The organism is Sorangium sp. So ce295, assembly GCF_051527405.1.
Lineage (GTDB): Bacteria > Myxococcota_A > Polyangia > Polyangiales > Polyangiaceae > Sorangium > Sorangium cellulosum_B.
In genome coordinates, this window is sequence record NZ_CP150324.1 from 8,867,985 (window position 1) to 8,886,389 (window position 18,405).

Here is an 18,405-nt window from a genome sequence, read left to right on the forward strand (position 1 = left end):
CCGCCGCCGCGAACACCCCGCTGCCCGGGCCGCCGAAGGAGCGCCGCTGAGGCTCGGCCGCTCCGGGAGCTAGGATGGTCCCGATTTCTCGAGAGGAGGTCACGGACGAAGCCCTGATGATGCGCTTCCAGGGCGGCGACCGCGCGGCGTTCGCCGGGCTCGTCCGGCGGCACAAAACGTCCATCTACAACTTCATCCTGCGACAGGTCCGCGGGCCTGCGATCGCCGAGGATCTGGTGCAGGATGTGTTCGTGAAGATCGTGCAGAGCGCCTCCGACTTCAAGCACGAGGCCAGGTTCACCACCTGGGCGTTCGCCATCGCGCGCAACGTCTGCATCGATCACCTGCGCAAGATGTCGCTCCGGCGCCACCCGTCGCTCGACCAGGGCTCCGGGGAGGGCGGCGACGGCCCGACGCTCGGCGAGCGGACCGCGGACCCGGCGCCCCAGGCCGCGGTGGACCGGGTCGCGATCGGGACCGAGATGGGGCAGCGCATCGTCCGCGCCGTCGAGGGTCTCCCGCACGAGCAGCGGGAGGTCTTCCTGCTCCGGGAGATCGGGCACGTGCCCTTCAAGGACATCGCCCACATCGTGGGGGTGCCCGAGAACACGGTGAAGAGCCGGATGCGCTACGCCCTGGAGCGGCTCCAGGAGGCCCTCTCGGAGTACGAGGATTACGCGAGGGCGCTGCGCTAGCGCTCCGGAAGAGCTGTCTATGGACTGCGAGAAGTTCGACCAGCACGTGATGGACGCGCTCTACGACGAGCTCGACGAGCTGACGTATGCGGCCATGAAGCGGCACATGGACGGCTGCGCCCGGTGCGCGTCGGCGTTCGCGGGGCTGCGCGCGGCCCGCGACGTCGGCGCCTTGCCCTTCGAGGAGCCGAGCGAGGAGCTCGAGGCGCGGATCCTCGACGCCGTCGAGGTCGCGCAGAAGAAGACGCCGTTCCGGCGCAAGGCGCTCCGCGCGCTGGCCTGGGCCGGCAGCCACGCGATGCGGCCGCAGCTGGCGATGGCGGCGCTGTTCGTGCTCGTCATCGGATCGAGCCTGCTGCTGCTGCGGCCGAAGACGGGCGTGGCGCCGGTGCGGGTCACCGAGTGGGGCCAGCCCGCGTCGTCGGATCAGCACGAGGCGCCCCGCGCCGCCGCGCCTACCCCCGCGGCCGTCGCGATGGAGGAAGGCGACGGCCGGCGCTCGGCCGAGGCCAAGGCGAACGAGGCGCCCAGGGCGGAGGCGGCGAAGGAGAAGAGCGCGCGTGCGTCCGCGTCCCCGGACGACGGCGCGAGCGCCGCGCTCCACGAGGCGCAAGCGCTGCAACGCAAGTCGGGCTGCGCGGCCGCCGTCGGCAAGCTCGACGAGGTCGGCGCGCAGTACCCGGGCACGCCGTCCGCGCACGCCGCGATGTGGGAGGCGGCCCGGTGCTACCAGGCCTCCGGCGACGCAGCGAAGGCGCGCGAGCTGCTGCTCGCGCTGCGCTCCGCGAAGGGCTACGGCGAGCGCGCCGAGCAGCAGCTCGCGGACCTCGAGGCGAACGCCGCCGGTGCGCAGGCGCAGAACTCGGCGCCGGCGGCCGCCGCCCCCGCCGCTGCGGCGCGGCGCGCCGCGGCCAAGGCGGCGATGCCCGCGGCGCCGCCGCGCAACGCCGAGGAGCAAGGTGCCGCGGGCCCCTCGCAGGCGGCGCCCGCCGACGCCGCGACGTCCCGCTGACGGATTGCGGGCGCCGGCGCGGCCGCGCCTCCGCCGTCCCCGGCGCCGCGCCTCGACCTCAGCGCGCGCCGCGGCGGCGCCAGCGTCAATTCGATTTCACCGGCGCGTCGCGGATGTAGGCGATCGTCCTGATCGTGCCGACGATGCGCTCGCGATCGTCCGGCGTGAGCTCGACGAAGCGGATCCCCATGCCCGGGTTCGGGTTGTCGTGGAGGGGGCGCACCTCGTTGATCCACTGCACCGTCCCCTCGAGCACGTACGAGCCGTCGACCCCCGGCGGCGAGAAGCGGAGCGTGAGCCGCGTGCCGATCGAGAGAGGCTGCGTCGTGCGGACGAAGATGCCCATCTCCGAGATGTTGGTGATGGACGCGTAGAGGAACGTGTCATCGGTCTCGCAGTCCACGAGCCAGGTGACGTCGAGGCGCTCGGACGAGCGCCGGTCGAGCGAATCCGGGGCGGGGGCCTCGTGCTCGGCGTCCTCGCCGGGGCGATGCGCGTCGCCGTAGGCGCCGGCTTGCGCGCAGGACGGCGGCGTACCGCCCGGCGGGTCGGGCGGATGGTTCGAGTCCCCACGGCCCCCGGTCATGAGTCTGCGACTAGCCGCTTTCCGCACGCGCGTCGAGGGCGCTCGACGAGGAGAAGCACGCGTGCGTCGCCGGGCCGCGCAAGACGAGCCGCGCAGCGCGGCATGCGTCGGGAACCCCACGAGGGCAGCTCACCGCACGCGGATGACGCCGCCGCGGATGCGGTCCTCGTGCTCCGGCCCGCGCGTCACCTGAAGGCGCGTCTCACCGGCGAAGAGGCCGAAGTAGAGCGTGTAGTCGCCCGGGGTGAAGTTGGGCTCGAGCTGGAGCTCGTGGTCGTCCACGACGACGTCGCCCGGCTGCCACAGGCTCAGCGGGTAGCGCCCCTCGATCACGGGATGGTCGCCGTTGTATCGACGCTGGAACCCGTCGATGTGAACGAACATCTTCCAGTTGCCGGTGATCGGCCGGTGGACCCGGAAGTACGTCCGCAGGTGGTAGCTCTTCTGAGGGACGACGCTCGAGACCTTCCGGCCGTCGCCGTCGGTGAGCTCCCAGCCGAGCACCTCCAGCTGATCCTCGAGCATCGCGTCGAGCGGGTTCTCGGGAGCGGCGGGCTCGTCGAGGACGATACGGCCGAGCCAGCTCTCGTTCGGCCTGCCCCCGAGCTCGTTCGACGCAAGGAGGATCTGGCTGGAGCGGCCGTCGAGGACGGGCAGGTTGCGCTGGTAGCGCTTGCGAAAGAGGCTGTTCAACCGGGGCAGATCGTCGGACTTCACGACGAGCCAGCGGCGAGCGGCGGGAACGACCGGAGCGGCGACGCCGTCCACCGAGCTCCCCGCGGCGGTGAGCCAGTCGAACGCCTGCAGGACATCGGTGAACGAGGTGACCTCGCCGCCCTGGTAATAGGCCGCCGTGCGGCTCCGGACGCCGAGCGTCGCGAGCGGCTCGCCGGGCTTGCGAAGGGACTCGTAGGACGCGAAGACCTCCTTCGGCGAGAGCTGGGCCGCGAGCGCCGGATAGTACCAGAAGCTCAGCGCGAAGCCGGCGACGAGGCCGGCGAGCGGCGTGCCGACGGCGCGCGGGAGGGAGGCGCGCGCGACGGCGTGGCGGAACGCGTCGCGCGCCACGAGGAGCAGCACGGGGCTCACCGCCATCAGCATGGGCAGCGCCCACCAGGCGCTCATCCCGTAGGCGGCGAGGTGGTTCGGCATCCTCGCCACGGTGCCCCACCCGATGCGCTTGCCGACGAAGAGCATCGCACCGACGCCGACGAGCGCCGCCTCGATGACGATCAGCAGGAAGAGCAGGTTGCCGTTCCAGATGCGAGCGAGCTCCGCGGCGCCGGCGTGCACCTCGTCGAGGACGCGCCGCGCCCACGCGCGGAAGCTGCGATCGAGCTCGCGGGGCTGCTCTTCGAACCAGGTGAGCGCGACGAGGCCGGAGAACGCGAGCAGGACGAAGCGCATCGCCGAGGCCGCTTCGCCCTCGAAGCTCTTCGGGAAGACGGGCTTGTCGACCGAGAAGACGCTGAGCGCCCTGTCCGGTGAGGTGACGAGATCGCGGTAGAGGACGAAGGCGAGCACGGCGCAGCCGACGGCGAGCGCCCGCGAGGAGGGGGCGCCGCGCTCGAGATCGCGGATGGCGAGCGCCGCGATGGCGGCGAGGAGCGCGGGGCCGCTGAACGGGAGCGCCCCGGCGTGCGGCGCGAGGACCGCGAAGGCGCCGTAGGCGAGCGCAGACGTGACGATCAGGGCGATCCGGACGCCGGCCTCGCGATCGAGGAGAGGGGCGATGACCTCGCCCGCTCGGTCCGCGGCGGGGGCTCGGAAGAGCCGGCCGACGGCGAACGGCAGGAAGGCGCTCCACGGAAAGAGGGCGTGGCCGAGCTGGCGCAGCGTGAGATCGAACGTGGACTCGACGGGCGGCTTCTTGAGGAGCGCCACGCCGAGGGCGCGGGGGAGCGGCTCGCCGGCGCTCGAGCTCGCGAGCACGAGGGCGCCCTGCGCCGCCGCCGCGACGCCGAGCACCAGCGCGGCGGCGCCCACGAGGTCGCCCAGCGTGGGCCCCCGGCCTTCCGGCGCGGGCCAGGCGCCGGACGTCCGGAGCAGGAGCCAGGTCAGGCCGGCGCCGAGCGCGGGGACGGCGACCCCGATCAGCAGGCCGCGGCTGAGGTATCCGGCCACGACGCCGAGGATCCCCACGGCGAGCCACGCGGCCGGCGCGAGCAGGGCGCCGCGCTGCGCCCCTCGCCCGCCCTCGAGCAGCGCGCCGGTCAGCCCGCAGAACGCCATCGTGAGCGCGGCCATCGTGACGATGTCGCCGAGCAGGGTGCGCGCCTGCATCACGTAGAGCGGCATCGTCACGAGCACCGCGACGCCGTACAGGCCGGCCCTTCGATCGACGAGACGGGCGAGGAACTCGTAGAGCACGAGCGCGCCGGCGAGCCCCCACAGCGCGAGCGGGAGGCGCCCGGCCCAGTCGTGCAGACCGAACACGCGGAAGCCGAGCGCCATCGAGGTGAACCCGAGCTCTCCCATGCCGAGGTCGGTCAGGGTCGGCAGCTGCCCGGGGGCGTCCGGGAGATCCACGCCGCGCGCGCCGAAGACGTGGATGGCGATGCGGCGGGCCAGGTCGGCACGGTCGAGCTCGTAGGGGTCCCAGATGCCGCTCTTGCCGATGAGCGGAAGCAGCGTGAGGGCCGCGAGCGCGAGGGCCGCGAGCCTCGCGAGGCCGGCGCGCCCGCCCCCGGCGGCCACGCGGTCGCGGTCCATGGCCGGCGCGTCACCGATCTCAGCCGAGGGCGCCTCGAGAGGGGGCACCTCGGCGCGGGGTGGAGCTCCGCTCGCGTGCGGGTCGGGGGCGGCGGGCGGGGCTCCGCGCTGTGGGTCCCCTCGGTGGACGCTCGACATGCAGGGCATCCCCTTACCGCCTTCGCGCGCGCGTGACCACGGATCGTGGGGAAGCGTTTGTAGCCCCCCTGGGCGTCTGCTATCGCGCGCGGCGTGGTGAAAGCCCGTCCTCAGAGCGCGCCCCAGGGCGCGAAAGCGCGCCCGCAGGCGCCGAAGCCCGCCTCGGCTTCCCGCGGCCCCCGTCCTCCTGCCAAGAAAGACAGCCGAGGCAGCCGCCGGGGAGCGCAATCCAGCGAAGCCCCCCGGGCGAGCGACGCGGCGATCCCGCGAGGTCGCCCTCCCCGGCGCGAAAATCAGGCGCACGCCGACGACAAACCGCGACGCGCGAGCGAGCAGGGCGGCGCGGCGCGCGCTGCGGAGCCGGGCAAGGAGAAGGAGCGGCGGGCCGGCGCGGCGCGCGCTGCAGAGCGGGGCGAGGGTGAGAAGACGGCCAAGCAGAGGGGCTCCGCGGCGCGCTCCTCCGGCGCGGCCCGCGGCCGGGCAGGGCGTGGGCCCCGCGCGGGAGGCGGCGAGGAGGGGCGACGGCTCCCGGACGGGAGGCCCGCCGGCCGAGGCGCCGCGCAGCAGCAGCGCAGGAAGGCGGCCGAGCCGAGGCGGACGGAGGAGACCGACGCCTCGCAGCCGAAACGATCCGGGCGCGTGGCCCTGGTCGGGCGCCCCAACGTGGGCAAATCGACGCTGCTGAACGCGGCGCTCGGCCATCCGCTCGCGATCGTCTCGCCGACGCCTCAGACGACGCGCGACGCGATCCTCGGGGTCGTGCACCACGGCCCGGCGGAGATCGCGCTGCTCGACACGCCCGGCCTGCACCGGCCGCGCACGGAGCTCGGGCGCGTGATGAACCAGGCGGCGCGCGAGGCGGCGCGGGGCGCCGACGTGATCGTGTTCGTGACCGAAGCGCCGGATCCCGCGCGCCTGCCGCGGCGCGTGAAGGAGGGGGAGGACGGCCCGCCGCTCGCGCCGCACCCGAGCGATCTGACGTTGCTCGCGGACCTGGGGAGCGAGGCGCCGGTGGTGTTCGTGCTCAACAAGGTCGACCGGATGCGGGACAAGGCGCTGCTCTTGCCGCTCCTCGACGCGTTCGCCAAGCTCCGGGAGTTCGCGGCGATCGTCCCCATCTCGGCGCTGCGCGAGGACGGCGTCCAGCGCGTGCTCGACGAGGTGGCGAAGCTCTGTCCCGAGGGGGCCTTCAGCTTCGCGCCCGATGAGCTCACCGACAGGCCGACGCGCTTCTTCGCCGCCGAGTACGTGCGCGAGCAGATCCTGCGCGCGACGAAGGCCGAGGTGCCCCACGCGAGCGCCGTGCAGATCGAGCGCTACGTCGAGCCGACAGGCGAGGGCGCGCTCCACATCGACGCGACCATCCACGTGGAGCGGCCCGGGCAGAAGAAGATCCTGATCGGGGCCGGCGCGGAGCAGCTGAAGCGCATCGGCACGGAGGCTCGGCTCCGGATAGAGGAGCTCGTCGGCCGGCAGGTGAACCTCAAGCTCTGGGTCCGGGTGACGCCGGAGTGGCGTGAGTCGCGAGAGCGGCTGGACGAGCTCGGTTACAACAAGGGAGAGACCTCGTGAGCGCGGCAAAGCCAGCCCTTTCCAGATCGAACAAACGCAGCCAGGGAGCCGCCGGAGGCGGGCGGACGGCGAAGAAGGGCGACGCCCCTGAGAAGAAGAGGGGCGGCGTCGCTCCCAGGAAGGGCGCTGCCGCCTCCGGCAAGGGCGCTGCCGCTCCCGGAAAGAAGGCTGCGACGCCCGGCAAGGGCGCTGCCGCTCCCGGAAAGAGCGCGGCGGCCCCCGGCAAGGGCGCTGCTGCTCGCGGAAAGAGCGCGGCGGCCCCCGGCAAGAGCGCTGCCGGATCGAAGAAGGGCAGCAGATCAGGCCCGAGCAAGGGCCGTGCTCTCGCCGAGCCGATCGGCCACGAGGCGGCGCAGGACAGGGAGGATCTCGCGGCGGAGCTCGCCGAGGAGGTCTTCGCGGCCGCCGAGGACGCCGCGGCCGATGCGCCTGCGCCGCCCCCGTCGGCCGGGATCGTGGCGCTGGTCGGACGGCCCAACACCGGCAAGAGCACGCTGTTCAACCGGCTGATCGGCAAGCGCGTCGCGATCGTGCACGACGAGCCCGGGGTGACCCGCGATCGCCACTACGGCGACGTCACCTCGCGGGGACGGCGCTTCACGCTCGTCGACACGGGCGGGTTCGACCCCGAGAGCGATGATCCCATGCGGCAGGGGATCAAGCGGCAGATCGACCTCGCCATCGCCGAGGCCGACGTCATCGTGTGCGTTCTCGACGCCGTGACGCCGGTCACGCCGTCCGAGCACGCCGAGCTCGGCCTGCTGCGCCGCGCGGGCAAGCCCGTGATCTACGTCGCCAACAAGGCGGACTCGCCGAAGGCCGAGGTGGAGGCGGCGGAGCTGTACCGCCTCGGGATGGATCGGCTCATCCCGATCAGCGCCCTCCATGGCCGCGGCATCTCGGATCTGGAGATGGCCATCGAGGCGGCGCTCCCCAAGGAGCCCCCGGCGCCCGAGGAGTCGGCCGCGGGGGCGCTCCGCATCGCCATCATCGGGCGGCCCAACGCGGGGAAGTCGTCGCTCGTCAACCGCATCGCGGGCGAGGAGCGCATGCTGGTCGACGCGACGCCCGGCACGACGCGCGATCCGATCGACACGCTGGCCGAGCGCGACGGGAAGCGGTTCTTGCTGATCGACACGGCCGGCATCCGGCGCAAGGCGAAGGTGACGAAGGAGGACAGCGCCGTCGAGGCGGTCAGCGTGATCCACGCGATCCGCGCCATGGAGCGGGCGGAGGTCGTGCTCCTGCTCTGCGACGCGGCCGAGGGCGTGGCCGAGCAGGACGCGAAGATCCTCGGCCTCGCGGTCGATCGCGGGTGCGGCGTCGTGATCGGCCTCAACAAGATCGATCTGCTCGATCGCAAGGCGCTCGCCAAGGCGGAGCAGGACGCCCGCGACAAGCTCTCGTTCGTGCCGTGGGCGCCGATCGCGCACGTGAGCGCGCGCAGCGGGCGCGGCGTGGCGAAGCTCATCGAGAGCGTGGCCCAGGTGGCCGACGCCTACCGGAAGCGCGTGCCCACCGGGGAGCTCAACCGCTTCTTCGAGCAGATCCTGCTCACGCACCCGCCGCCGACGCACGGCGGGCGCGCGCCCCGCCTGTTCTTCGTCACGCAGGCCGAGACGTCGCCGCCGCTGTTCGTCGTCGTCGCGAGCGATCCCGACAAGCTCCACTTCAGCTACCGGCGCTACGTGGCGAACCAGCTCCGGCAGGCGTTCGGGCTGGAGGGCGTGCCGGTCCGCGTGAAGTACAAGGAGCGCAGGCGGCGGGGGTAAGGCCGGGCGCTCCGGGCGCATCCCGCGCGCCGGCCGGACGGCGCGCTCCTGTCAGAGACAAAGCGCGAGCACGGAGAGCGTCGTGCAAGCGCGACGCGCCTGCGCTCCCCGGCGCGGGCTTGGCGCGCCGCACCGCCGGGGATAACGTGATCCCCGCGATCCGTGACGGCCCAGGACGAGGACGATCACCTGCTGCTCTCGGCGGCCCGCGCGGGAGACAAGGAAGCGCTCACGCGGCTGATCGAGCGTCACCAGGCGCAGGTGTACCGCTTCGGCATGAAGATGTGCCGAGATCCCGAGGACGCGAAGGACGTCCTCCAGGAAACGCTGCTCGCCATGGCGCGGGGCATCCGCGATTTTCGCGGCGCGTCCTCGATCTCGACGTGGCTCTACACGATCGCGCGGGGCTTCTGCCTCAAGAAGCGGCGGAGGAGCAAGTTCGCCCCGGTGGAGGAGCGCTCGCTCGATGCGGAGGCGGCCCCAGAGGCGACCCAGGTCGCCGATCCGGCGAAGGGCCCGCACGAGGAGCTCGCGGGAAGGCAGGTCGAGCGCGCCATCGAGCAGGCCATCGCCGCCCTCGATCCGAAGCTCCGGGAGGCGCTGATCCTCCGCGATGTCGAGGGGCTGACCGCGCCCGAGGTCGCCGAGGTGCTCGGCGTCGGCGTGCAGGCCGTCAAGAGCCGGCTGCACCGGGCGCGGCTCGCCGTCCGCGCGCACGTCGCGCCGCTCCTCGGGATCCCCGCCGCGGCGACCGCGCCGGGCCGATGCCCGGACGTGCTCACGCTCTATTCACAGCACATCGAGGACGAGATCAGCCCGGACGTGTGCGCCAGCGTGGAGCGGCACCTGGAGGCATGCCCCCGCTGCCGCGGCGCCTGCGACTCGTTGAAGCGGACGCTGGCCCTGTGCAAGGCGGCACCTGCGTCTCAAGTACCTGCAAATATTCAGGATTCCATCCGCAAAAAGCTCCAGGACCTCCTCGCCGATTTTTCCTGAACCCTTCGGGGCGCAGCTGGCTCCCACCTCCAGAAGGCCGAGTCGGCCTCCTGTGGAGAAGGGAGCGGACGCCATGTTGTTCAGGCAGATGTTCGAGCGAGACTCCAGCACCTACACGTATCTCGTCGCGGCGCGCGCGGGGGGCGAGGCGCTGCTCATCGATCCGGTCAAGCAGGAGGTCGGCAAGTACCTCGACCTCATCCGGGAGCTCGATCTCCGGCTCGTGTTCGCCGTGGACACGCACGTGCACGCCGACCACGTGACCGGGTTGGGGGCGCTCCGGGACAGGACGAGCTGCGTGACCCTGATGGGCGCGGAGAGCAAGGCGACGTGCGTCTCGCAGAGGGTTCGCGACGGCGAGGTCATCCGGGTGGAGGGGCTGGAGATCCGCGCGATGTACACGCCGGGGCACACGGACGACTCCTACAGCTTCGTGATGGATGACCGCGTGTTCACGGGGGACACGCTCCTCATCCGCGGCACGGGCAGGACCGACTTCCAGAGCGGCGATCCCCGCGCGCAGTACGACAGCCTCTTCGGCAAGCTGCTCAAGCTGCCTGATCGGACGCTCGTGTACCCGGGCCACGATTACAAGGGGTGGACCGTGAGCACGATCGGCGAGGAGAGGGCGCACAACCCCCGCCTCCAGGTCGAGTCCGAGGCGGAGTACGTCGAGCTGATGCGCGGCCTCAAGCTCGCGAACCCGAAGCTCATGGACGTGGCCGTGCCCGCCAACCTCGCGTGCGGCGCCGTGTGAGCCGTTCACGCGCGCCCAGCAAGCCAAAGGAAGGCAGCCATGCTCCTCACGCTTCTCCTCTCCTCGCTCATCGGGCTCTCCCTTGGGCTCCTCGGGGGCGGCGGGTCCATCGTCACCGTCCCCATCCTCATCTACGCGCTGCACGTGCCTGCGAAGAGCGCCATCGCGATGTCGCTCGCCGTGGTCGGGGTCACCAGCGCCAGCGCGGCGATCACGCACGCGCGCGCTGGCAACGTGAGGTGGCGCGTCGCCGCTCTGTTCGGCGGCGCCGGGATGGCCGGCGCCTTCGCCGGCGGGCAGCTTGCGCGGCTCGTCCCGAGCTGGCTCCTGCTCTCGGGCCTCGGCGCGATGATGCTGCTCACCGCGGCGGCGATGCTGCGGGCGAAGAAGCCCACCCGCGCCGCGGACGGGCGCGCGATGAAGCCGGGCCGAGCGATCCTCGACGGCGTGGCGGTCGGCCTCGTCACCGGGATGGTGGGCGCCGGCGGCGGCTTCCTCGTCGTGCCCGCGCTCGTCCTCCTAGGCGGGCTGCCGATGCACGCGGCCATCGGCACCTCGCTCGTCGTGATCTCGATGAAGTCGTTCGCCGGGCTCGCGGGCTACCTCGGCCACGTGAGCATCGACTGGCCTCTGACCGGGCTCGTGAGCGCCGCGGCGATCGCCGGCAGCGTCGCGGGGGGCAGGCTCTCCGCGCGCGTCCCCCAGGAGCGATTGCGCCAGGGGTTCGCGTGGTTCGTCGTGGTCATGGGCGCCTTCCTCCTCGGGCGGCAGATCCCGGCCGAGGCGTGGGCCTCCGCGCGCGCGTTCGTCTCGGCGCATCGCGACTGGGCGCTGGCCCTCGGCGGCGGTGTGCTGATCGGCCTGGCCGCGGCGCTGCTCCTGCTCGTCAACGGCCGGATCGCGGGCGTGAGCGGGATCGCCAGCGGGCTCCAAGCTGGAAAAGGCCCCGATCGATCGCCGGCTGCTCCTCGGCGCAGCGCTGTTCGGCGCGGGATGGTTCCTGGTCAGCCGTGTGCCCCCCCTCGGGCCCGAGAGGCCACCGGATGAACCGGGGGCAGCGGCTACCCCGCCGCCCCGGGCAGCGGCGCCAGCACGTCGGCGATCCTCGCGAGCCCGGCCACGTCGTGGATGTCGTACGGGAACGCCGGGACGTCGACGCGGACGCTGCCGGCGCTCTGCTCGTCTTCGAGCGCCGCCTCGAGGGCGATCAGGTTCAGCTGATCGAGCTTGCCCATGCGGCTCTCGTCCTTGGCGGCCTGAAGCAGGCGCGCCGCGGCGCCGGAGGCGAGCGCAAGGCTGCTCCCGTCGAGCGCGGCGGCGATCTCGCCGACGCCGGGGAGCGCGCCGTACACCGGGTGAACGCGGTTCACGACGAACGCGTCGCGATGCATCTGCTGCTCGCGCAGGCGATCGGCGAAGTACAGCACCTCGCGCACGCAGAGCGGATCGGGCGTCGTGACGAGCACGTAGGCCACGTCGGGGCCGCGGAGCGCCGACGCCACCGCGTCCGCCCGCTGCTTCCAGCCGCCGAAGACCGCGTTCATCTCGCTGATGAACCCCGCGATCTGCTCGAGGAAGCCGCTGCCGGTCAGCTTGCCGATGCCCCGCAGCACCGCGGCGGTCGAGCGCGCCAGCAGGTTGAGCGAGAGCTTGCCGGAGCTCTGGAAGGCCTGCACGAACCACCGCGTCGCCGCGCCGTCGATGGCGCCGACGAGGCGCTCCGGCGCGTCGAGGAAATCCAGCGCGTTCGCCGTGGGCGGCGTGTCGAGCAGGACGAGGTCGTAGCTCGGGTCGCTCCTGACGGCGTAGAGCTTCTCCATCGCCATGTACTCCTGCGTGCCCGCGAGCGACGTGGAGATGTACTTGTAGAGGACGTTGCCCAGGATCCGGTCGCGCTGCTCGGGCGTGGGGGCGAGCGACGAGACGAGGCCGTCGAAGGTCGACTTCGTGTCGAGCATCATGACCGTCATCGAGCCGGGCACGTCGACCCCCGCCCTGGCGAAGCGGGCGGGCTCGATCGTCTGCGCCTCCGTCGTCATCTCCTCGAGCCCGAGGCTCTGGGACAGCCGGCGCGCCGGATCGATCGTCAGGCAAAGGACGCGCTTGCCGCGGCGGGCAGCGGCCAGGCCGAGCGCTGCAGTCGTGGTCGTCTTGCCGACGCCGCCGCAGCCGACGCAGAGGATCACCCTGCGGGAGGCGAGCAGCGGGGCCAGACCGGCGTGGTCTGCCTGAAGGGACGCGTCGGCGGCGGGCGGGCTGTTCCTAGGGGGTGCGAGCGAGCCGGGCATTGCGCGCGACCTGAGGCCGCGGCCCCTTGTAGCACGAACCGGGGGGGCGCGAGCGCCCAGCCTGCGGTGTCGCGAGCGGCCAGCTGCGGCGCAGCGACCGCTCAGCCTGCGGCGCAGCGACCGCTCAGGCGGCGCGGAGGATGCGCAAGCACCCCGCAGCGGCCCGGGCAATGGAGGCGCCACGCTCCGCCGTGCCGCCACGGCCGCAGAGCAGCACCTCGCCGCCTGACACCGAGAGGCTCTGGACCTCGACGTCGGCGGTGAGCGTGGCGATGCGCGAGCCGACCGCCGCGCTCTGCACGGCGTCCGGGTTGGCGAGGAGCGGGGCGTAGGCGGCGAGCTCCTCACACGCCGGCCACGCGCCCGCCCCGGCGACGAGGCAGCCGCTGTCGTCCACGAGGACCACGACGTCCAGGTTCGCCTCGGCGCGGGTCGTCGAGAGCTGGTAGTGCAGCGCGGTGACCGGATCGTCGCTGCGGCGGCGCCGCCGCTCGGAGGCGGGGATCCCCTCATCCAGGGCCGGTATGCCCTGCTCGACCGAGGGCGCGCCGGGATCGACCGGGCGCTCTGCGCGGCCTCCCGGCCTGCCGCCGCGCTGGCCGCCAGCGCAGCCGTCCGACGCGAGCTGAGGCACAAGCTGCTGGTTCGATAACGAGAGCGACACGAACACCTCCTCGACGCGAAGGATGGTCGCAGCGCACGAGGGCGGCCAACTTTGCTAAGTTCGAAGCGACGATGCGCGGCTTCATCGATCTGCACTCCCACTGGGTCGCCGGCGTCGACGACGGCGCCCGCACCGTCGAGGAGAGCCTCGCCCTCCTCACCGCGCTCCGCGGCGCCGGGTTCGACACCGTCGTGGCGACGCCGCACATGCGCCCCGGGATGTTCGACAACACCCGGCAGGGCCTCCAGGCCGCCTACGACGCGACCTGCGCCGCGCTGCGGGCCGCGGCCGGCGCGCGCGACCTGCCCGCGCTCGATCTCTCGTCGGAGCACTTCTTCGACGACATCGTCTTCCAGCGCCTCCTCGACGGCAGCGCCCTCCCCTTCCCCGGCGGCCGCGCTGCGCTCGTCGAGTTCCCGACCCGGAGCTTCCCCGCCCGGGCCGCGGAGCGGCTCTTCGATCTCAGCCGCCGCAAGCTCCGCCCCGTCATCGCCCACCCGGAGCGCTACGAGCCCGTCTTCGACGACATCTCCTCGCTCGATCCGCTGCTCGACGCGGGCGCGGTGCTCCTCCTCGACGTCGCGGCGCTCACCGGCAAGTACGGGCGCACCCCCCGCCGGGCCGCCGAGCAGCTGCTCGAGGCCGGCTACTACTACGCCGCGTGCAGCGACGCCCACGCCGCAAAAGACGTCCCCGACGTGCGCGACGGCATCAAGGCGCTCTTCGCCAGGGTCGGCGAGGAGGAGGCGAGCTTCATGCTCATCGACGGCCCGCGCGCGATCCTCGAAGGCACCGTCGACCCCTGAGGCCGTGAACCGCCTCCTCGCTTGACGGGCCGCCGTCCATCGCTATAAGCGAACGACACGTTCACTATTCATCATGGCGCAGTACCTCAAAGACGACGTCCAGGAGAGCATCACCTCCGCCGCGCTGACGATCTTCGCGCGGAAGGGGTACGAGAGCGCGACCATGGCCGAGATCGCCCGGGCGGCCGGCGTCTCGACGGGCAACATCTACCGGTACTTCGCGAACAAGGACGCGCTCTTCTACGGGATCGTCGACGACGGCTTCGCCCGCGCCTTCACGATCCTGCTGCGCCGCCGCGTGAAGGCGCTCGACGGCGTGGAGGACGTCCGGGCGCTCCCGCCGACGGCCGCCTACCACCTGATCTCCGAGGAGCTCCTCCGCTTCTGCATAGAGAACAGGCTGCGCGTCGTGATCCTCCTGGGGCGCGCCGGCGGCTCCAGGTACGAGCGGTTCTCCGAGGAGACCGTCGAACGCCTCATCGCGCTGGCGATCGAGCACTTCCGCGCCCTCGACCCATGCCTCTCGGTGACGGAGGCGATGCGGTTCAACCTGGACCAGATCTACCAGGGCTTCGTCAGGACGACGGTGAACGCCCTCGCCCGCTTCGAGGACGAGGACGCCATCCGAGAAGCGGTCCACGGTTACTCGAAGTACCACCTTGCCGGACTCAGGAGCTTCTTCGCGTAACCTTCCCCTCGCCTCGCCTCAAAAGTGAACGAATCATTCATCATTCACCCATCGAGCTTGACCCCTCGCGGAGGCGAGGGGCGCAAGGAGGCCCATCATGCTGGAGAGCACGCTTGATCTGCCCGTCGAGGCGCGCGCCGTCCTCGAGGAAGAGGCCACGCTCCTCGAGCGCGTGCGCGGCGCGCTGGACAGGGCGCAGGAGCGCGCGGCGCGCGCCTTCGGGCGCTCGCCGCGCGAGCTCAGGTCCGTCGCGGCGCTCCGGGAGCTCCGCGACGAGGCCGCCGCGGCCTCGGCCGACGATCTGCCGGCGGTGCTCCTCGAGATGAGCGTGCGGCAGCGCCTTATCGAGCAGGAGCCCAGGGAGGCGCTGCCCGACCCGCTCTGCCCGTACCTCGCTCACCTCCGGGTCGACGAGGGCAAAGGGGCGAAGGACTACCTGCTCGGCCACGCGACGTTCCTGGATCCGTCGGCCGACGTGCGCATCCTCGACTGGCGCGTCGCGCCGGTGGCGCAGATCTTCTACCGGTACCGCGAGGGCGACGAGTACGAGGAGGCCTTCCCGGGGCGCGTGGCCGAGGGCGTGGTGAAGGCGCGCCGCATCGTCGTCGTGGAGCGCGGCGCCCTCACCCGGATCGTGGGCGACGGCCTCGTCCTGACGCGGCGAGGCGACGGGCGATGGACCCTCGCGGAGCGCGCGGCGCTCGCCATGCAGCCAGGCGGCGCAGGCACGGCCGCCCGACCCGGGAGCCTCGGCGTCGGCGCCGGCGCCACGGACCACGCGAAGGCCGCGGAGGTCACCGCCCTGCTCGACGCCGACCAGTACGCCGCCGTGTGCGCGCCCCCCGAGCAGCCGCTCCTCGTGCTCGGCAGCGCCGGGAGCGGAAAGACGACCGTGGCGCTGCACCGCCTCGCCCGGATCGCCGCGCTCGATCCGGCGCGGTGCCCGCTCTCGGCCATGAACGTCGTCGTCCCCGAGGAGGGCCTCGCGCGCCTGTCGCGCCGCCTGCTCTCGCCGCTCGGCGCGGGGGAAGCCCAGGTGAAGACGCTCGACGCCTGGTCGTCGGCGACCGCGCGTGAGGTCTTCGGCAAGCCGATCGCCCTGTGCGACGATCCCCCGGCGCTCGTCTCCAGCCTCAAGCGCCACCCGGCGCTCTACGGTGCGCTGCGCGAGCGGTTCGCCAGGCTCGCCCCGGCGAACACGACGCTCCCGCGGCTGCGCCGCCGCCTCGCCGACGTCTTCACGGATCGCGGGTTCCTCGAGGGCGTCGTCGCCGCCTCAGGCGGGGACCTCCCCAGGAGCGCGGTCGAGGAGACCGTCCGGCACACCCTGCTGCAGATCGCCGAGCCGCTCGACCGGCAGCTCGCCTCGATCACCGTGGCCGAGAGGAAGCGGGCGCTCGACGGCCGCGCCATCGCGGAAGGGACGCCGGACGAGCTCGCGGGGACGCTCGACATCGACGATCTGCCGATCCTGCTCTTCCTTCGCGCCGCTCGCCGCGGCCTCGACGGGGCGGGGTGGTCGCACCTCGTGCTCGACGAGGCCGAGGACTTCTCGCTGTTCGAGCTGTTCGTCCTGGGGAAGCTCCTTGGCGAGACGCGCAGCGTCACGCTCGCCGGCGACGAGGCCCAGCAGACCTCCTCGAGCTTCGCCGGGTGGGAGGCGGCGCGAGCCGCGCTCGGCGTGGGCGACGCGGCGACCTGCCGCCTCGCGGTGTCGTACCGGTGCCCGCAGCCGGTGACGGAGCTCGCGCGGCGGCTCCTCGGCGAGCTCGCGCCCGAGGCGCCCGCGCGCGCGGCCCGGGACGGCGCGCCGGTCGGGCTCTTCCGCTTCCCGAGCGAGGCGCAGGCGCACCTGTTCCTCGCCGGCGCGCTCCGCGACCTCGTCGGGCGGGAGCCCCGCGCCTCGGTGGCGGTCATCGCGCGGGACGCAGGCGCCGCCCGGGAGCTCCACGCGCTGATCGCGGAGCTGCCGGAGGCGAGGCTCGTGCTGGAGGGAGCGTTCTCGTTCGAGCCGGGCATCGACGTCACCGACGTGGACAGCGCGAAGGGGCTCGAGTTCGACTACGTCGTCGTGCCCGACGCGACCGCGGCGGCGTACCCGATGAACCACGAGGCCCGCCGGCGGCTCCACGTCGCGGTGACGCGGACGTCGCACCAGCTCTGGCTCATCTCGGGAGCGGCGTGGTCGCCGCTCCTCGGCGACGTGGGGGCGAGCTGACGGTCGCCGCGGCGCGCCCTATGGACGCGGCCCGGACGGCGCGGAGACGGCGGCGGGAGGGAGCGGGCTGTCCCTCACCGCCGCGGTCCCGGCGAGCGCGACCCCGAGGACGGCGGCCCCGAACACCAGCAGCGCCTGCAGCCAGCGCCGCGGGGCAGGCGGAGGCTCCGCCTCGTCGTCGGCCGAGCGATCCCCGGGATCGAGCGACTCGAGCGCGGCGCGCAGCTGCTGCGTGCGGAGGTGGGACGCGTCGCCCAGGATCTGTCCGAGCCAGCCGGCGACGAGCGCGTCGTTGCCCGGGTTCGCGGCGCCCGGGATCGCCTCCTCGAGCGCGCGCATGAGCTTCGCGGCCGTCGCCGTGCGCGCGGTGGGCGACTTGGCGAGCGCCTCGGAGACGAGGCGATCGAGCGCAGGGGGGATCGGCTCGGGCGGCGGCGGCGCGCTCAGGCGCTCCGCGAACCCGCGCCGGGACGGGACCGCCCGCGACGACAGCGGCGCGGCAGGCCGCTCGCTCGCGATGTGGGTCATCGTGCTCTCGCTGTCGTCGGCCTGGAAGGGATGAGCGCCCGACAGGAGCTCGTAGAGGAGCACCCCGACCCCGAAGAGATCGGACCGCCGATCGCACGGCTGCCCCCGGATGTGCTCCGGCGCCATGTACGGCGCGCTGCTCCGGAACAGGAACGCGCCCCCCTCGCCGCCCGCCGCGCCCGCCGTTGAACCGCGCCCGCCGTCGCCGCGCAGCGACTGCGGCCGTCGCTCGGACATCCGCCCTTCCTCGAGCTTCGCGATGCCGAAATCGACCATGCGGACGAGCCCCTCGGACGTGATGAGGACGTTGTCCGGCGAGACGTCGTAGTGCAGGAGCTCCCGTGGGTTGCCGCCCTCGTCCCGCAGCTCGTGCGCGGCGTCGAGGGCCGCGCAGATCTGGTAGGCGAGCCTCGCCGCGACCAGCACCGGCGCCGGTCGCCCGCGCGCGGCGCGCAGCACCGACGAGAGCGGCTCCCCGCTCACCCACTCCATGACATAGAAGAACGTGCCGTCCGTCTCGCCCAGATCCACGACGGGCACCACGTTCGGGTGCCTGATGCGCGCGGCCAGCGCGGCTTCGTCGAGGAATGTCCGAACGACGTCGGGATCGGGCGAGAGCTCCGGGCGAAGCACCTTGATCGCGAAGAGCCGCTGAAACCCGTGCTCCCGCCTCAGACGCGCCGCCCAGACCTCGCCCACGTCGCCTGCGGCCACCCGCAGGACGAGCTCGTACCGGCCCAGGGAAAACCCCGGGAAATAGCGCCCCCCGCCCCCCACGCGGAAGATGTGGCCCACAGTTGAAGAGCCCGCCAGTGCTCCCGGTGTGCGACGATCACGATTGTTGCCCTGGTTGTGAGACTCGACCTCAACAAGGAACCGCTTCCGACCGCGACATCACCGCCCTCCGACCCTCCGGAGCGCCTGCCGGGCCAGCCCGCTGCTCGGACGTTTTCGGTCCTATCCGGGATGCGGG

General features: G+C 73.0%; 14 protein-coding genes and 1 pseudogene. 10 read left to right on the forward strand and 5 right to left on the reverse strand.

What is annotated here, in order from left to right; translation table 11 throughout:
• Positions 1–74 precede the first annotated feature (74 nt).
• Both WMF11_RS33520 and WMF11_RS33525 read left to right on the forward strand, forming a co-directional pair.
• Positions 75–695 carry an RNA polymerase sigma factor gene (locus WMF11_RS33520; protein WP_012238576.1) on the forward strand — a complete coding sequence of 207 codons (621 nt, stop codon included), beginning with the start codon at positions 75–77 and terminating at the stop codon, positions 693–695.
• 19 nt (positions 696–714) lie between these two features.
• Positions 715–1,707, forward strand: coding sequence for a zf-HC2 domain-containing protein (locus WMF11_RS33525; RefSeq protein WP_437973619.1), 993 nt, complete (start codon positions 715–717; stop codon positions 1,705–1,707).
• A gap of 85 nt (positions 1,708–1,792) precedes the next feature.
• On the opposite strand, the gene WMF11_RS33530 is transcribed toward WMF11_RS33525, so the two are convergent.
• Together WMF11_RS33530 and WMF11_RS33535 are read right to left on the reverse strand one after the other, a co-directional pair.
• A complete protein-coding gene (locus WMF11_RS33530) occupies positions 1,793–2,293 on the reverse strand; it encodes a TIGR02266 family protein (RefSeq protein ID WP_437543020.1) in 501 nt (166 codons plus the stop codon).
• A gap of 129 nt (positions 2,294–2,422) precedes the next feature.
• On the reverse strand, positions 2,423–5,005 hold the full coding sequence (locus WMF11_RS33535; RefSeq protein WP_437973620.1) for a glycosyltransferase family 39 protein: 2,583 nt from the start codon (positions 5,003–5,005) through the stop codon (positions 2,423–2,425).
• Positions 5,006–5,782: 777 nt separating this feature from the next.
• Here WMF11_RS33535 and era point away from each other — a divergent pair.
• The 5 genes and pseudogenes from era to WMF11_RS33560 all read left to right on the forward strand — a co-directional run bounded on the left by era (position 5,783) and on the right by WMF11_RS33560 (position 11,287).
• Positions 5,783–6,715 (forward strand): GTPase Era, encoded by a 933-nt coding sequence (gene era, locus WMF11_RS33540; RefSeq protein WP_437973621.1) that lies wholly within the window; start codon positions 5,783–5,785, stop codon positions 6,713–6,715.
• Positions 6,712–8,487: a ribosome biogenesis GTPase Der gene (gene der, locus WMF11_RS33545; RefSeq protein WP_437973622.1), complete on the forward strand. Its 1,776-nt coding sequence runs from the start codon at positions 6,712–6,714 to the stop codon at positions 8,485–8,487. The genes era and der overlap by 4 nt, the downstream gene beginning before the upstream one ends.
• A gap of 162 nt (positions 8,488–8,649) precedes the next feature.
• Entirely contained in the window at positions 8,650–9,483 is an 834-nt protein-coding gene (locus tag WMF11_RS33550; RefSeq protein ID WP_437973623.1) for a sigma-70 family RNA polymerase sigma factor, read from the forward strand.
• A 73-nt stretch (positions 9,484–9,556) separates the two neighbouring features.
• Positions 9,557–10,231: pseudogene (locus WMF11_RS33555) on the forward strand (MBL fold metallo-hydrolase); the annotation flags it as partial.
• Between the two features lie 48 nt (positions 10,232–10,279).
• The gene (locus WMF11_RS33560; RefSeq protein ID WP_437973624.1) at positions 10,280–11,287 is read left to right on the forward strand and encodes a sulfite exporter TauE/SafE family protein; all 1,008 of its coding nucleotides are present in this window, start codon (positions 10,280–10,282) and stop codon (positions 11,285–11,287) included.
• Between the two features lie 14 nt (positions 11,288–11,301).
• Here WMF11_RS33560 and WMF11_RS33565 read toward each other — a convergent pair whose 3' ends face one another.
• Positions 11,302–12,528 (reverse strand): ArsA family ATPase, encoded by a 1,227-nt coding sequence (locus WMF11_RS33565; RefSeq protein WP_437973625.1) that lies wholly within the window; start codon positions 12,526–12,528, stop codon positions 11,302–11,304.
• Between the two features lie 124 nt (positions 12,529–12,652).
• Positions 12,653–13,192: a hypothetical protein gene (locus tag WMF11_RS33570; RefSeq protein WP_437709155.1), complete on the reverse strand. Its 540-nt coding sequence runs from the start codon at positions 13,190–13,192 to the stop codon at positions 12,653–12,655.
• Positions 13,193–13,263: 71 nt separating this feature from the next.
• Between WMF11_RS33570 and WMF11_RS33575 the strand changes: the two genes are divergently transcribed.
• The 3 genes from WMF11_RS33575 (at position 13,264) to WMF11_RS33585 (ending at position 16,904) form a co-directional block, all read left to right on the forward strand.
• Positions 13,264–13,998 (forward strand): tyrosine-protein phosphatase, encoded by a 735-nt coding sequence (locus tag WMF11_RS33575; RefSeq protein WP_437973626.1) that lies wholly within the window; start codon positions 13,264–13,266, stop codon positions 13,996–13,998.
• A 73-nt stretch (positions 13,999–14,071) separates the two neighbouring features.
• Positions 14,072–14,686, forward strand: a complete 615-nt coding sequence (locus WMF11_RS33580; RefSeq protein WP_437973627.1) for a TetR/AcrR family transcriptional regulator — start codon at positions 14,072–14,074, stop codon at positions 14,684–14,686.
• Between the two features lie 97 nt (positions 14,687–14,783).
• A complete protein-coding gene (locus tag WMF11_RS33585) occupies positions 14,784–16,904 on the forward strand; it encodes an ATP-binding domain-containing protein (RefSeq protein WP_437973628.1) in 2,121 nt (706 codons plus the stop codon).
• 18 nt (positions 16,905–16,922) lie between these two features.
• Here WMF11_RS33585 and WMF11_RS33590 read toward each other — a convergent pair whose 3' ends face one another.
• Positions 16,923–18,227 (reverse strand): serine/threonine-protein kinase, encoded by a 1,305-nt coding sequence (locus WMF11_RS33590; RefSeq protein ID WP_437973629.1) that lies wholly within the window; start codon positions 18,225–18,227, stop codon positions 16,923–16,925.
• Positions 18,228–18,405 lie beyond the last annotated feature (178 nt).